Source organism: Citrobacter sedlakii, assembly GCF_018128425.1.
GTDB classification, from domain to species: Bacteria; Pseudomonadota; Gammaproteobacteria; order Enterobacterales; family Enterobacteriaceae; genus Citrobacter_A; species Citrobacter_A sedlakii.
Genome location: NZ_CP071070.1, coordinates 795794 through 809083 on the forward strand (window position 1 = coordinate 795794; position 13290 = coordinate 809083).

Annotated in this window: 12 protein-coding genes; 9 read left to right on the forward strand and 3 right to left on the reverse strand. The window is 55.6% G+C overall.

Annotated elements, in window-relative coordinates; genetic code table 11:
• Window positions 1-27 precede the first annotated feature (27 nt).
• The 3 genes from pepP to ubiI all read left to right on the forward strand — a co-directional run bounded on the left by pepP (window position 28) and on the right by ubiI (window position 3821).
• A complete protein-coding gene (gene pepP, locus JY391_RS03805; RefSeq protein WP_200035474.1) occupies window positions 28-1344 on the forward strand; it encodes a Xaa-Pro aminopeptidase in 1317 nt (438 codons plus the stop codon).
• The gene (ubiH, locus tag JY391_RS03810; protein WP_211935241.1) at window positions 1341-2519 is read left to right on the forward strand and encodes a 2-octaprenyl-6-methoxyphenyl hydroxylase; all 1179 of its coding nucleotides are present in this window, start codon (window positions 1341-1343) and stop codon (window positions 2517-2519) included. The genes pepP and ubiH overlap by 4 nt, the downstream gene beginning before the upstream one ends.
• 99 nt (window positions 2520-2618) lie before the next feature.
• The gene (gene ubiI / locus JY391_RS03815; RefSeq protein ID WP_211935242.1) at window positions 2619-3821 is read left to right on the forward strand and encodes an FAD-dependent 2-octaprenylphenol hydroxylase; all 1203 of its coding nucleotides are present in this window, start codon (window positions 2619-2621) and stop codon (window positions 3819-3821) included.
• A 73-nt stretch (window positions 3822-3894) separates the two neighbouring features.
• Here ubiI and JY391_RS24030 read toward each other — a convergent pair whose 3' ends face one another.
• A complete protein-coding gene (locus JY391_RS24030) occupies window positions 3895-3987 on the reverse strand; it encodes a hypothetical protein (RefSeq protein WP_445222982.1) in 93 nt (30 codons plus the stop codon).
• A 284-nt stretch (window positions 3988-4271) separates the two neighbouring features.
• Between JY391_RS24030 and gcvT the strand changes: the two genes are divergently transcribed.
• The 4 genes from gcvT to JY391_RS03835 all read left to right on the forward strand — a co-directional run bounded on the left by gcvT (window position 4272) and on the right by JY391_RS03835 (window position 9682).
• Window positions 4272-5366: a glycine cleavage system aminomethyltransferase GcvT gene (gcvT, locus tag JY391_RS03820; protein ID WP_042292164.1), complete on the forward strand. Its 1095-nt coding sequence runs from the start codon at window positions 4272-4274 to the stop codon at window positions 5364-5366.
• A 25-nt stretch (window positions 5367-5391) separates the two neighbouring features.
• Entirely contained in the window at window positions 5392-5781 is a 390-nt protein-coding gene (gene gcvH, locus JY391_RS03825; RefSeq protein ID WP_042292161.1) for a glycine cleavage system protein GcvH, read from the forward strand.
• Window positions 5782-5989: 208 nt separating this feature from the next.
• On the forward strand, window positions 5990-8863 hold the full coding sequence (gene gcvP / locus JY391_RS03830; protein WP_211935243.1) for an aminomethyl-transferring glycine dehydrogenase: 2874 nt from the start codon (window positions 5990-5992) through the stop codon (window positions 8861-8863).
• Window positions 8864-8938: 75 nt separating this feature from the next.
• Window positions 8939-9682, forward strand: coding sequence for an SDR family oxidoreductase (locus tag JY391_RS03835; protein WP_042292156.1), 744 nt, complete (start codon window positions 8939-8941; stop codon window positions 9680-9682).
• 58 nt (window positions 9683-9740) lie between these two features.
• Here JY391_RS03835 and JY391_RS03840 read toward each other — a convergent pair whose 3' ends face one another.
• Window positions 9741-11174 carry a 6-phospho-beta-glucosidase gene (locus JY391_RS03840; RefSeq protein WP_205612322.1) on the reverse strand — a complete coding sequence of 478 codons (1434 nt, stop codon included), beginning with the start codon at window positions 11172-11174 and terminating at the stop codon, window positions 9741-9743.
• A 117-nt stretch (window positions 11175-11291) separates the two neighbouring features.
• Window positions 11292-12020: a MurR/RpiR family transcriptional regulator gene (locus JY391_RS03845; RefSeq protein ID WP_060569471.1), complete on the reverse strand. Its 729-nt coding sequence runs from the start codon at window positions 12018-12020 to the stop codon at window positions 11292-11294.
• A 52-nt stretch (window positions 12021-12072) separates the two neighbouring features.
• Here JY391_RS03845 and yqfB point away from each other — a divergent pair, with 52 nt between their 5' ends.
• Together yqfB and trhA are read left to right on the forward strand one after the other, a co-directional pair.
• Window positions 12073-12384 carry a N(4)-acetylcytidine aminohydrolase gene (gene yqfB / locus JY391_RS03850; RefSeq protein ID WP_042292149.1) on the forward strand — a complete coding sequence of 104 codons (312 nt, stop codon included), beginning with the start codon at window positions 12073-12075 and terminating at the stop codon, window positions 12382-12384.
• A gap of 162 nt (window positions 12385-12546) precedes the next feature.
• On the forward strand, window positions 12547-13206 hold the full coding sequence (gene trhA / locus JY391_RS03855) for a PAQR family membrane homeostasis protein TrhA (RefSeq protein WP_211935244.1): 660 nt from the start codon (window positions 12547-12549) through the stop codon (window positions 13204-13206).
• Window positions 13207-13290: the final 84 nt, after the last annotated feature.

Below are 13290 nucleotides of genomic sequence, written 5' to 3' on the forward strand. Positions count from 1 at the left end.
AAAGATAACGAAAACGGAGGCCACGTCATGACACCGCAGGAATACCAACGTCGTCGCCAGGCACTGCTGGCGCAGATGCAGCCAGGCAGCGCCGCGCTGATTTTTGCCGCACCCGAAGTCACCCGCAGCGCAGACAGCGAGTACCCGTATCGCCAGAGCAGCGATTTCTGGTATTTCACCGGTTTTAACGAGCCGGAAGCTGTGCTGGTGCTGATCAAGAGCGACGAAACCCATAACCACAGCGTACTGTTCAATCGCGTGCGCGATCTGACCGCAGAAATCTGGTTTGGTCGTCGTCTGGGGCAGGATGCCGCACCGGAAAAACTGGGTGTCGATCGCGCGCTGGCCTTCAGCGAAATTAATCAGCAACTGTACCAGTTACTTAACGGGCTGGACGTGGTTTATCACGCGCAGGGCGCGTACGCTTATGCCGATGAGATCGTCTTCTCTGCGCTGGAAAAACTGCGCAAAGGGTCGCGGCAGAATCTGAAAGCACCGGCAACCCTGACCGACTGGCGTCCAATGGTGCATGAAATGCGCCTGTTTAAATCAGAAGAAGAGATCGCCGTCATGCGTCGCGCCGGCGAAATCACCGCGCTGGCGCATACCCGGGCGATGGAAAAGTGCCGTCCCGGTATGTTCGAATACCAGCTTGAAGGTGAAATCCATCACGAATTTAACCGCCACGGCGCACGTTATCCTTCTTACAACACCATTGTTGGCAGCGGTGAAAACGGCTGTATTTTGCATTACACCGAAAACGAAAGCGAAATGCGCGACGGCGATCTGGTGCTGATCGATGCGGGATGTGAATACAAAGGCTACGCGGGGGACATCACACGTACTTTCCCGGTGAATGGCAAATTCACCCCGGCCCAGCGTGAAATTTATGACATCGTGCTCGAGTCGCTGGAAACCAGCCTGCGCCTGTTCCGTCCGGGAACGTCCATTCAGGCGGTCACCGGCGAGGTGGTGCGCATTATGATCACCGGACTGGTGAAGCTTGGCATCCTGCATGGCGAGGTGGAGCAATTGATTGCCGACAACGCTCATCGCCCGTTCTTCATGCATGGCCTGAGTCACTGGCTGGGTCTGGATGTGCACGATGTTGGCGAATACGGTCAGGATCGCTCGCGGATTCTGGAACCGGGGATGGTCATCACCGTTGAACCGGGTTTGTATATCGCTCCGGATGCCGATGTGCCTGACGCATACCGTGGCATCGGCATTCGTATTGAAGATGACATCCTGATCACCGAAAACGGCAACGAGAATCTCACCGCCAGCGTCGTGAAAAAAGCGGACGAGATTGAAGCGCTGATGGCGGCGGCGCGTCAGCAATGAGCGTGATTATCGTGGGCGGCGGCATGGTCGGCGCGACGCTGGCGCTGGCTATTTCGCAACTCAGTCATGGGACGCTGCCGGTACATCTGATTGAAGCGACGGCGCCGGAGGCCGATGGCCACCCCGGATTCGACGCCCGGGCGATTGCGCTGGCAGCAGGTACCTGCCAGCAACTGGCGCGAATAGGCGTGTGGCAGGCCATTGCCGACTGCGCGACCGCTATCACGAGCGTTCACGTCAGCGATCGCGGTCATGCCGGATTTGTTACCCTTCACGCTGAGGACTATCGCCTCCCGGCGCTGGGGCAGGTGGTTGAACTGCACGACGTAGGGCTGCGGCTTTTTGCCCTGCTGCGCAAAGCGTCTGGCGTTACGCTGCACTGCCCGGATCGGGTCGCCAGCGTATCGCGCACGGCGGAGCAGGTGAGCGTGACGCTGGAAAACGGTCAGACGGTTACCGGTAGCCTGCTGGTTGCCGCCGACGGCACGCGTTCAGCGCTGGCAAGCGCGTGTGGCGTTGACTGGCAGCAGGAACCGTATGAGCAACTGGCGGTGATAGCGAACGTCGCCACGTCTCTTGCGCATGACGGCCGCGCCTTTGAACGCTTTACCGCGCATGGTCCGCTGGCGATGCTGCCCATGTCTGAAGGCCGCTGTTCGCTGGTGTGGTGTCACCCGCTGGAAAAGCGCGACGAGATTCTGGCCTGGTCTGACGAACGTTTTTGCCGCGAACTGCAGACAGCATTCGGCTGGCGGCTTGGCCGGATCACGCTGGCGGGCAAACGTAATGCTTATCCGCTTGCGCTGACTACGGCGGCGAAAGCGTTTACCCATCGCACCGTACTGGTGGGCAATGCGGCGCAGACGCTGCATCCAATCGCCGGACAAGGGTTTAACCTCGGGCTGCGCGATGTGATGAGTCTTGCTGAAACCCTGACACGGGCGCAGTCTGTGGGGCAGGATATCGGCGATTACAATGTGCTTTCCGCCTATCAGCAGCGCCGCCAGCAAGACCGGAACGCCACGGTCGGCGTGACCGACGGCATGGTGCATCTGTTTGCCAATCGCTGGATACCGCTGGTGGTTGGGCGCAACGTCGGGTTAATGGCTATGGAGCTGTTTCCACCCGCCCGTGACGCTCTGGTGAAGCGCACGCTTGGCTGGGTTGCGCGATAAGTGAACCGCCATCCGGCACGATGCGCGTTAAAATGCCTGAATGAGGGCTTTATCAGGTCTGCAACAGACGAACGACGTTTTTTTGACCAGGAGTAAACAGTGCAAAGTGTTGATGTAGCAATTGTTGGTGGAGGTATGGTTGGCCTGGCTGTCGCCTGTGGTTTACAGGGCAGCGGACTGCGCGTCGCGGTTCTTGAGCAGCGTGAACCGCAGCCTCTGGCAGCGGATGCGGCGCCAGCGCTTCGCGTGTCGGCCATCAACGCCGCCAGTGAAAAACTGCTGAGCCGTCTCGGCGTATGGTCAGAGATCGTTTCTCACCGTGTGAGCTGTTATCACGGAATGGAAGTCTGGGATAAAGACAGCTTTGGCCGTATCACGTTCGATGACAAAAGTATGGGTTACAGCCATCTCGGTCATATCGTCGAGAATGCTGTCATTCACGACGCGCTGTGGCAAAAGGCCCGACAGTCTTCCGATATCACGCTGCTGGCGCCAGCGGAGTTACAACAGGTGGCGTGGGGTGAAAACGAAACCTTCCTGACCCTGAAGGACGGAACGATGCTCACCGCGCGTCTGGTCATTGGCGCCGACGGGGCGCATTCGTGGTTGCGTAATAAAGCGGACATTCCGCTAACCTTCTGGGACTATCGTCACCATGCGCTGGTCGCCACCATTCGTACTGAAGAAGCGCACGGCGCAGTGGCCCGTCAGGTGTTTCACGGCGACGGGATTCTCGCATTCCTGCCGCTTAGCGATCCGCACCTGTGTTCTATCGTCTGGTCGCTTTCGCTTGAAGAGGCGGAACGGATGCAGCAGGCTGATGAGGCCGCGTTTAACCAGGCGCTGACCATCGCGTTTGATAACTGTCTCGGCCTGTGCCGTGTGGAAAGCGAGCGTCAGGCGTTTCCGCTGACCGGGCGCTATGCGCGTCAGTTTGCTGCGCACCGGCTGGCGCTGGTCGGCGATGCCGCCCATACCATCCACCCGCTGGCCGGTCAGGGCGTGAATCTTGGTTTTATGGATGCCGCAGAACTGATTGAGGAGCTCAAGCGCCTGCATCGTCAGGGCAAAGATATCGGTCAATATCTGTATCTGCGTCGCTACGAGCGCAGCCGCAAGCACAGCGCCGCGCTGATGCTGGCGGGTATGCAGGGTTTCCGCGAACTGTTTGCCGGTGAGAACCCGGCGAAGAAACTGCTGCGGGATATCGGTCTGAAGCTGGCCGATACCCTTCCTGGCGTAAAACCGCAGTTGATTCGTCAGGCGATGGGCCTGAACGATCTTCCCGAATGGCTACGCTGAGAATCGTCCCGATTCTCAGAGTTTGAGACCCGTCACACTTCTCTCTCCCGGCGTCTTCGCCGGGAACCTTCGCTCATTTGAAATAAACTAATTTCACCCTCGTTTTCGCATTACTTTTTCTAATGAAAGTGTTTTTACGCTGCGTGATTTTTGATAATTTTTCCACATTAAATGTTTCATTCTGCGTAGAGGGTGCGCAATTTTAAAAATAAAACACAGACAGAAGGGCGTTTAAGCAGTATTTTATTTTTCTGTGCTGCTGGCGATTTTTGGTCATAAGCTAATGTGATGATTAATTTTGCCTTATGGTTAAGCGTCAGTTTCGGTGGTAAGTTCAGAGTCAAAGAGAACGTTTGCGTCGGGGTCGGGACAGGGCTCCGGTGCCAGGTTTCGTGGTGAATATTGTCACGGCGAAATGGTTGTCAGCCCCGCTTATTCAATGAGGACAAGATGGCTCAACAGACTCCTTTGTACGAACAACACACGCTATGTGGCGCGCGCATGGTCGATTTTCATGGCTGGATGATGCCGCTGCATTATGGTTCTCAGCTTGATGAGCACCATGCGGTCCGCACCGATGCCGGCATGTTCGATGTGTCGCACATGACCATCGTCGATTTGCACGGCAGCCGCACCCGGGAGTTTTTGCGCTATCTGTTGGCGAACGATGTGGCAAAGCTCACCAAAACCGGGAAAGCCTTGTATTCCGGTATGCTTAACGCGTCGGGCGGCGTCATCGATGACCTGATTGTGTATTACTTTACCGAAGATTTCTTCCGCCTCGTTGTCAACTCCGCCACCCGCGAAAAAGACCTCTCCTGGATCTCCCAACACGCCGAACCTTACGCCATTGAGATCACCGTTCGTGATGACCTGTCGCTGATTGCCGTTCAGGGGCCGAACGCGCAGGCGAAAGCCGCCACGTTGTTCACCGACGAACAGCGTCAGGCGGTAGAAGGCATGAAACCGTTTTTCGGCGTCCAGACGGGCGATCTGTTTATCGCAACCACCGGCTACACCGGCGAAGCGGGCTATGAAATTGCGATGCCGAATGAAAAGGCCGCCGATTTCTGGCGGGCGCTGGTCGATGCTGGCGTTAAACCGTGCGGCCTCGGCGCGCGCGACACGTTGCGCCTGGAAGCGGGCATGAACCTGTACGGTCAGGAGATGGACGAAGGGATCTCCCCGCTGGCGGCCAATATGGGCTGGACGATCGCCTGGGAACCGGCTGAGCGCGACTTTATCGGTCGTGAAGCGCTGGAGATGCAGCGTGAAAAAGGCGCCGAACAGCTGGTCGGTCTGGTAATGACGGAAAAAGGCGTGCTGCGCACTGCGCTGCCGGTCCGCTTTACCGATGCCCAGGGTAATCAACAAGAAGGCATCATCACCAGCGGTACGTTCTCTCCGACGCTGGGCTACAGCATTGCGCTGGCGCGTGTGCCGGAAGGCATTGGCGAGACGGCGATTGTGCAGATCCGTAACCGTGAAATGCCGGTAAAAGTGACTAAACCTGTCTTTGTGCGCAACGGCAAAGCCGTCGCGTGATTCATCCTTTTCTGGAGATTGATTGATGAGCAACGTACCCGCAGAACTGAAATACAGCAAAGAACACGAATGGCTGCGTAAAGAAGCAGATGGCTCCTACACCGTTGGCATCACTGAACACGCTCAGGAGTTGCTGGGCGATATGGTGTTTGTTGACCTGCCGGAAGTGGGCGCGACGGTCAGCGCAGGCGACGACTGCGCGGTGGCCGAGTCCGTGAAAGCGGCGTCTGACATCTACGCGCCAGTGAGCGGCGAGATTGTGGCCGTCAACGACGCGCTGAGCGACTCTCCGGAGCTGGTCAACAGCGAGCCGTATGCCGCGGGCTGGATCTTTAAGATCAAAGCCAGCGATGAGAGCGAACTGGATTCGCTGCTGGACGCCACGGCGTACGAAGCATTGTTAGAAGACGAGTAATTACGCTGCATCCTTCACGCTGCAGGCGTGGCTTACCCCGGTCACTGACTCACCTAAGCGCCTGGGGATCCTCTGCGTCGCCGCCCTCCTGCAACGCGAATGATTCTGCATATTCGTTTTATACGCCCAGGCCCGGTAAGCGTATCGCCACCGGGCAATTGAGTTAAAGACAATCACGATTCACTGCACGTTTCAGGAACCATCGCCCATGACACAGACGTTAAGCCAGCTTGAAAACAGCGGCGCTTTCATTGAACGCCATATCGGACCGGACGCCGCGCAGCAGCAAGAAATGCTGAATACGGTTGGCGCCGAGTCGTTAAATGCGCTGATCGGCCAGATTGTGCCGAAAGATATTCAGCTTGCCACACCGCCGCAGGTGGGCGAGGCGGCGACAGAATATGCAGCGCTGGCTGAATTAAAAGCCATCGCCGGACGTAACAAGCGCTTCACCTCCTTCATTGGTATGGGTTACACCGCCGTGCAGTTACCGCCGGTGATCCTGCGCAATATGCTGGAAAACCCGGGCTGGTACACCGCTTACACGCCATACCAGCCGGAAGTGTCTCAGGGCCGTCTGGAAGCGCTGCTCAACTTCCAGCAGGTAACGCTGGATTTGACCGGTCTGGATATGGCGTCTGCCTCGCTGCTCGATGAAGCGACTGCCGCAGCAGAAGCCATGGCGATGGCGAAGCGGGTGAGCAAACTGAAGAACGCCAACCGTTTCTTCGTCGCCGCTGACGTCCATCCGCAAACGCTGGATGTCGTGCGGACGCGTGCGGAAACCTTCGGTTTTGACGTGATTGTCGATGACGCCGAAAAGGTGCTGGATCATCAGGACGTCTTTGGCGTGCTGTTGCAGCAGGTCGGCACCACCGGCGAAGTGCACGATTACCGCGCGCTGATTAGCGAACTGAAGGGGCGGAAGGTGATTGTCAGCGTCGCGGCCGATTTTATGGCGCTGGTGCTGTTGACGGCGCCGGGCAAACAGGGCGCGGACATTGTGTTCGGCTCCGCCCAGCGCTTTGGCGTGCCGATGGGCTACGGCGGTCCACACGCAGCCTTCTTTGCGGCAAAAGATGAATTTAAACGCTCCATGCCGGGCCGAATCATTGGCGTATCGAAAGATGCGGCGGGTAACACCGCGCTGCGCATGGCGATGCAGACGCGCGAACAGCACATCCGTCGTGAAAAAGCCAACTCCAACATCTGTACCTCACAGGTGCTGCTGGCGAATATTGCCAGCCTGTATGCGGTATATCACGGTCCGGTTGGCCTGAAACGTATCGCAAATCGTATTCACCGCCTGACGGATATTCTGGCGGCAGGTTTGCAGCAAAAAGGGCTGAAACTGCGTCATGCGCACTACTTCGATACCCTGTGTGTGGAAGTGGCAGATAAAGCCGCGGTGCTGGCGCGTGCGGAAGCCGCAGAATTTAATCTGCGCAGTGATATCATCAGCGCAGTGGGCATTACTCTGGATGAAACCACAACCCGTGAACACGTAGAGCAACTTTTTACCGTCCTGCTCGGCGACGATCACGGTCTGAACGTAGACGCACTGGACAAAGACGTCGCCCATGACAGCCGCTCTGTTCAGCAAAGTATGCTGCGTGACGACGCGATCCTGAGTCATCCGGTATTTAACCGCTATCACAGCGAAACCGAAATGATGCGCTACATGCACTCGCTTGAGCGCAAAGATCTGGCGCTGAATCAGGCGATGATCCCGCTGGGCTCCTGCACGATGAAGCTGAACGCGGCGGCAGAGATGATCCCAATCACCTGGCCGGAATTCGCTGAACTGCATCCGTTCTGTCCACCGGAGCAGGCGGAAGGTTACCAGCAGATGATCAGCCAGCTTGCCGACTGGCTGGTGAAACTGACCGGCTATGACGCCGTTTGCATGCAACCAAACTCCGGCGCGCAGGGGGAATATGCTGGTCTGCTGGCGATTCGTCATTACCATGAAAGCCGTAACGAAGGGCATCGTGATATTTGCCTGATCCCGGCCTCCGCCCACGGTACTAACCCGGCCTCTGCACAAATGGCAGGGATGCAGGTTGTGGTTGTCGCTTGCGACAAGAACGGTAACATCGATCTTGCCGATCTGCGCGCGAAGGCAGAGCAGGCGGGCGAAAATCTCTCCTGCATCATGGTGACCTACCCCTCCACCCACGGCGTGTATGAAGAGACGATCCGTGAAGTGTGCGAGATCGTTCATCAGTTTGGCGGTCAGGTATACCTTGACGGGGCGAATATGAACGCTCAGGTTGGCATTACCTCGCCAGGCTTTATCGGCGCGGATGTTTCGCACCTTAACCTGCATAAAACCTTCTGTATTCCGCACGGCGGCGGCGGCCCGGGCATGGGGCCGATTGGCGTGAAAGCGCACCTGGCGCCGTTTGTGCCGGGCCACAGCGTGGTACAGATTGAAGGAATGCTGACTCGTCAGGGCGCGGTTTCCGCCGCACCGTTTGGCAGTGCGTCTATTCTGCCGATCAGTTGGATGTACATCCGGATGATGGGCGCGGAGGGCTTAAAGCAGGCAAGCCAGGTGGCGATTCTCAATGCCAACTATATCGCCAGCCGTCTGAAAGACGCGTTCCCGGTGCTGTATACCGGCCGCGACGGTCGCGTGGCGCACGAATGTATTCTCGACATTCGTCCACTGAAAGAAGAGACGGGCATCAGCGAACTGGATATTGCTAAGCGCCTGATCGACTACGGCTTCCATGCGCCGACCATGTCGTTCCCGGTAGCGGGCACGTTGATGGTGGAACCAACGGAATCTGAAAGTAAGGTCGAGCTGGATCGCTTTATCAATGCGATGCTGGCGATTCGTGCGGAGATCGATCGCGTGAAAGCGGGTGAGTGGTCGCTGGACGATAACCCGCTGGTGAACGCGCCGCATACCCAGAACGAGCTGGTGGCAGAATGGCATCACAGCTACAGCCGCGAAGTCGCGGTGTTCCCGGCGGGGGTGGCGAATAAGTATTGGCCGACCGTGAAGCGTCTTGATGATGTTTACGGCGACCGTAACCTGTTCTGCTCCTGCGTACCGATGAGCGAATACCAGTAATCATTCCGCTGTGTCAGTGACATTGTAGGCCGGGTGAGCGTCACTGCCGCTCGGCTTTTTTGTGGGGGAAAGAGTATGGGAATTGCACTGGTCACCGGCGCCAGTCGGGGAATTGGCAGGGCCACCGCGCTGCAACTGGCGTGCGAAGGTTATACCGTCGCCGTGAATTTTCATCATAATATCCGCGCGGCAACCGAGGTCGTACAGGCGATAACGGCCGCGGGCGGCAAGGCTTTTGCCCTGCGCGCTGACATTAGCGACGAGGCGCAGGTCGTGGCGATGTTCGCCGCTATCGATAGTGAAAACGAGCCGCTAACCGCGCTGGTCAATAATGCAGGTATCCTGTTTGAACAAAGCACGGTTGAGTATTTGACCGCTGAGCGGATCAACCGCGTGCTGGCAACTAACGTGACGGGGTATTTTCTCTGCTGTCGTGAAGCGGTTAAACGCATGTCGTTCAGGCACGGAGGTAAAGGCGGGGCGATTGTGAATGTGTCCTCTGCGGCGTCACGGTTAGGCGCACCGGGGGAATATGTGGATTATGCGGCGTCAAAAGGCGCCGTCGATTCCCTTACGACGGGATTATCACTGGAAGTGGCGGCGCAGGGCATCCGCGTCAACTGCGTTCGTCCTGGACTGATTTATACCGATATTCATGCTTCCGGCGGCGAGCCCGGGCGGGTGGATCGAGTGAAGTCAATGCTGCCAATGCAGCGCGGCGGTCAGCCGGAAGAGGTGGCGCAGGCGATCGTCTGGCTATTAAGTGAGAAGGCGTCATACGTGACGGGGAGTTTTCTGGAACTGGCCGGGGGGAAGTAAGTCCCACCGCGGCCCTGTCCAGGCCGGGTCAGGCGAAGCCGCCACCCGGCGTAAAGGGTTAAAGCTCTTCGCCGTTACTGGCAATCACTTTTTTATACCACTCAAAACTTTTTTTGCGTGAGCGTGACATATCGCCGGTACCGTCGTCGTGTTTGTTGACGTAAATAAAGCCGTAGCGCTTACTGTACTGACCCGTTGTGAACGAGACGCAGTCGATGCAGCCCCACGGGGTGTAACCCATCAGATCCACGCCATCGTAAGTCACCGCTTTGATCATTTCCGCGATGTGGGCGCGCAGGTAGTCGATGCGATAGTCGTCATTAATGCTGCCGTCTTCCTCGACTTTATCGTAAGCGCCAAAGCCGTTTTCGACGATAAACAACGGTTTCTGATAGCGCTCGTACAGTTCGCAGAGGGAATAACGCAGACCCACCGGATCGATCTGCCAGCCCCAGTCAGAGGCTTTCACGTGCGGGTTCGGCACGCTGCCTTCAAAGCCGGAAATGGCGTCGCCGCTGCCGCCTTCCGCTTTCACCGCGTTGGTCATATAGTAGCTGAAGCCTAAATAGTCGCAGGTGCCTTCACGTAAAATGTCCGTGTCGCCTTCTTCCATGTGAATGGTAAAGCCGCGGCGCGCCCATTCGTTCAGCACGTAAGAAGGATAATATCCGCGTAATTGGACGTCGGTGAAAACATAGCGCTCACGCATCGACTCCTGAGCGAACATCACATCTTCCGGCTTACAGGAGAAGGGATACAGCGCCACCATGGCCAGCATACAACCGACCTTCATTTCCGGGTTGATGCGCCGCGCCGCTTTCACCGCCAGCGCACTGGCGACAAACTGATGATGCAGCACCTGATAGAGGGTTTCTTCCGGATTGTCATGCTCGGTATATACCACGCCGGAGCAACAGTAGCCAAACAGCGGCGCGCGCCAGTTACGCTGGTTGTTGATCTCGTTGAAGGTCATCCAGTATTTGACCTTGTGCTTGTAGCGTTCAAACACCACTTCAGCGAAACGAACAAAGAAATCGACCACCTTACGGTTCGTCCAGCCACCGTATTGCTCTACCAGATGCAGCGGCATTTCAAAGTGGGAGAGGGTGATGACCGGTTCAATGTTGTACTTAAGCAACTCATCGAACATGTCATCGTAAAACTTCAGCCCCTCTTCATTGGGTTGCGTTTCATCGCCCTGTGGAAAAATGCGCGTCCAGGCAATCGATGTGCGAAAACATTTGAAGCCCATTTCGGCAAACAGTTTGATGTCTTCTTTATAGTGACCATAGAAGTCCACCGCGTCGTGATTCGGGTAGTATTTGCCCGGCACCACTTCCCGGGTGATTTCACGCGGTACGCCGTGCGCGCCGCCGGTCAGCACATCACAAATGCTCGGTCCTTTGCCGCCTTTATTCCAGCCGCCTTCCACCTGATGCGCTGCGACTGCGCCGCCCCATAAAAAATCTTTCGGTAAGGTGAGTGTGTTCATCGTCAGGTTATCTCAAATTCATACAAACGGATTTGAGTCTAACAAAGGGAAGGTAAATGTCACGATATAACAAAATAGCGCAGCGGTAATTTGTTACCACCAAAAAACACCCTGTTTTTACGCTAATTTTTTTGCCAGCTTGCGACCAAGCGTCTCAAGAATATAAATCACCGGAATTTGCGTAGTAATATCGTATACGCCGCCAATACGGGTTTGCGGGACGTGCCAGGAGAGATTAAAGTCGGCCAGTTTTGCCAGGCGCGAATGTTCATGGCTGGTGACCGACAGGACCTTACACTTATGCAGGCTGAACTGGCTGGCAAAACGCAGGATCTCCTCGGTTTCGCCCGAAACTGAAAGCACAATCGCCAGCGCATTACGCGCCATATCGTTAGTGACCGGAAAATAAGGGTCGTCAATATGGTTACTGAATTTACCCACATTCGAGAAAAAACGCGCGCCGTATTTCGCTAAGGCGCCGGACGTCCCGGCACCGACAAATATAATGCGTTCAGAAGACAATATTATCTCGACGGCTCGATCGAGTAACTGATCAAATTCGTCATTATTTACGCCTTTAAAGAAACTAATGATTTCGCTGGCGCCAAAGTTTGTCTGTTGCGGTTCATTTTGCTCTACATATAATTTAAAACGTACGCGAAATTCTGAGTAGCCTTCGCAACTGAGTTTGCGGCAGAAGCGTAACACGGTGGTGGTGGAAACCCCTGCCGCGTCGGCCAGCTCGCGGATGGTCATGTAGATCACTTTGTCACGGTTTTTAATGACATAGTTGTAGACCAACATCTCGATATTGTTGAGACTGGCGACGGCGGCGTGGGAGAACATACTCACAATGGCAAAACTCACTCATCTGACTTGATCTTCAGGAAATAATAACATGCAGTCCAATGACATCACTTTTTTTCAGCGCTTCCAGGACGATATTCTGGCAGGCCGGAAAACCATCACCATTCGCGATGCTTCTGAAGCGCACTTTAAAGCAGGCGATGTTCTGCGGGTGGGGCGTTATGAAGATGATGGTTATTTTTGCACGATTAACGTGGTGGGGACGTCGACAGTGACGCTGGACACGCTGACGGAAGAACATGCACGACAGGAAAATATGACGCTTGATGAGCTAAAGCAGGTAATCGCTGACATTTACCCAAATGAGAAGCAGTTTTATGTGATTGATTTTAAATGTGTTTGATTTTACCGAACAGCTGTAAGTTGAAATGGTAAATTCAAGTCATTGATATTTATTGATTAAATTTAAAAGTGGAAATATTTTAGCTAACAGGTGTTCACTGGAACTATTCTCAGTTACGCTAGAGGAGCAATCACGAATATGTTCGTTTCTCCGGAGTAAGCTATGGTTCAAAAGCCATTAATCGCACAGGGATATTCACTGGCAGAGGAAATCGCCAACAGCATCAGTCATGGTATTGGGCTGGTGTTTGGTATTGTCGGCCTGGTGCTGTTACTGGTTCAGGCGGTGGATATGAACGCCAGCGCCACGGTGATTACCAGCTACAGTCTGTATGGCGGCAGTATGATTCTGCTGTTTCTGGCCTCCACGTTGTATCACGCCATCCCACATCAGCGCGCCAAAGTATGGCTGAAGAAATTCGACCACTGCGCGATCTATCTGTTGATTGCCGGTACTTATACGCCGTTTTTGCTGGTGGGACTGGACTCACCGCTGGCGCGTGGTCTGATGATTGTGATCTGGAGTCTGGCGCTGCTGGGCATTTTGTTCAAGCTGACAATTGCGCACCGGTTTAAGGTGCTGTCGCTGGTGACCTATCTGACGATGGGCTGGCTGTCGTTGATTGTCGTGTATCAACTGGCGATCAAGCTGGCGGCAGGCGGTGTGACGTTGTTGGCAGTCGGCGGCGTGGTCTACTCGCTGGGCGTTATTTTCTACGTATGTAAGCGCATACCTTATAACCATGCCATCTGGCACGGCTTTGTACTCGGCGGCAGCGTCTGCCATTTCCTCGCGATTTATCTGTACGTCGGTCAGGCGTAGTTTGTATGCCGGATATCGGTGAGCACCTCATCCGGCTTCTAACCGAGCGGTAGGTCTGGTAAGCGCAGCGCCGTCAGACGCCGC

Bases quoted from the DNA above. Each gene is read 5' to 3' on its own strand.
- pepP (WP_200035474.1), top strand. From the start codon at position 28: ATGACACCGCAGGAATACCAACGTCGTCGCCAGGCACTGCTGGCGCAG.
- ubiH (WP_211935241.1), top strand. From the start codon at position 1,341: ATGAGCGTGATTATCGTGGGCGGCGGCATGGTCGGCGCGACGCTGGCG.
- gcvT (WP_042292164.1), top strand. From the start codon at position 4,272: ATGGCTCAACAGACTCCTTTGTACGAACAACACACGCTATGTGGCGCG.
- gcvH (WP_042292161.1), top strand. From the start codon at position 5,392: ATGAGCAACGTACCCGCAGAACTGAAATACAGCAAAGAACACGAATGG.
- gcvP (WP_211935243.1), top strand. From the start codon at position 5,990: ATGACACAGACGTTAAGCCAGCTTGAAAACAGCGGCGCTTTCATTGAA.
- JY391_RS03835 (WP_042292156.1), top strand. From the start codon at position 8,939: ATGGGAATTGCACTGGTCACCGGCGCCAGTCGGGGAATTGGCAGGGCC.
- JY391_RS03840 (WP_205612322.1), bottom strand. From the start codon at position 11,174: ATGAACACACTCACCTTACCGAAAGATTTTTTATGGGGCGGCGCAGTC.
- JY391_RS03845 (WP_060569471.1), bottom strand. From the start codon at position 12,020: ATGTTCTCCCACGCCGCCGTCGCCAGTCTCAACAATATCGAGATGTTG.
- yqfB (WP_042292149.1), top strand. From the start codon at position 12,073: ATGCAGTCCAATGACATCACTTTTTTTCAGCGCTTCCAGGACGATATT.
- trhA (WP_211935244.1), top strand. From the start codon at position 12,547: ATGGTTCAAAAGCCATTAATCGCACAGGGATATTCACTGGCAGAGGAA.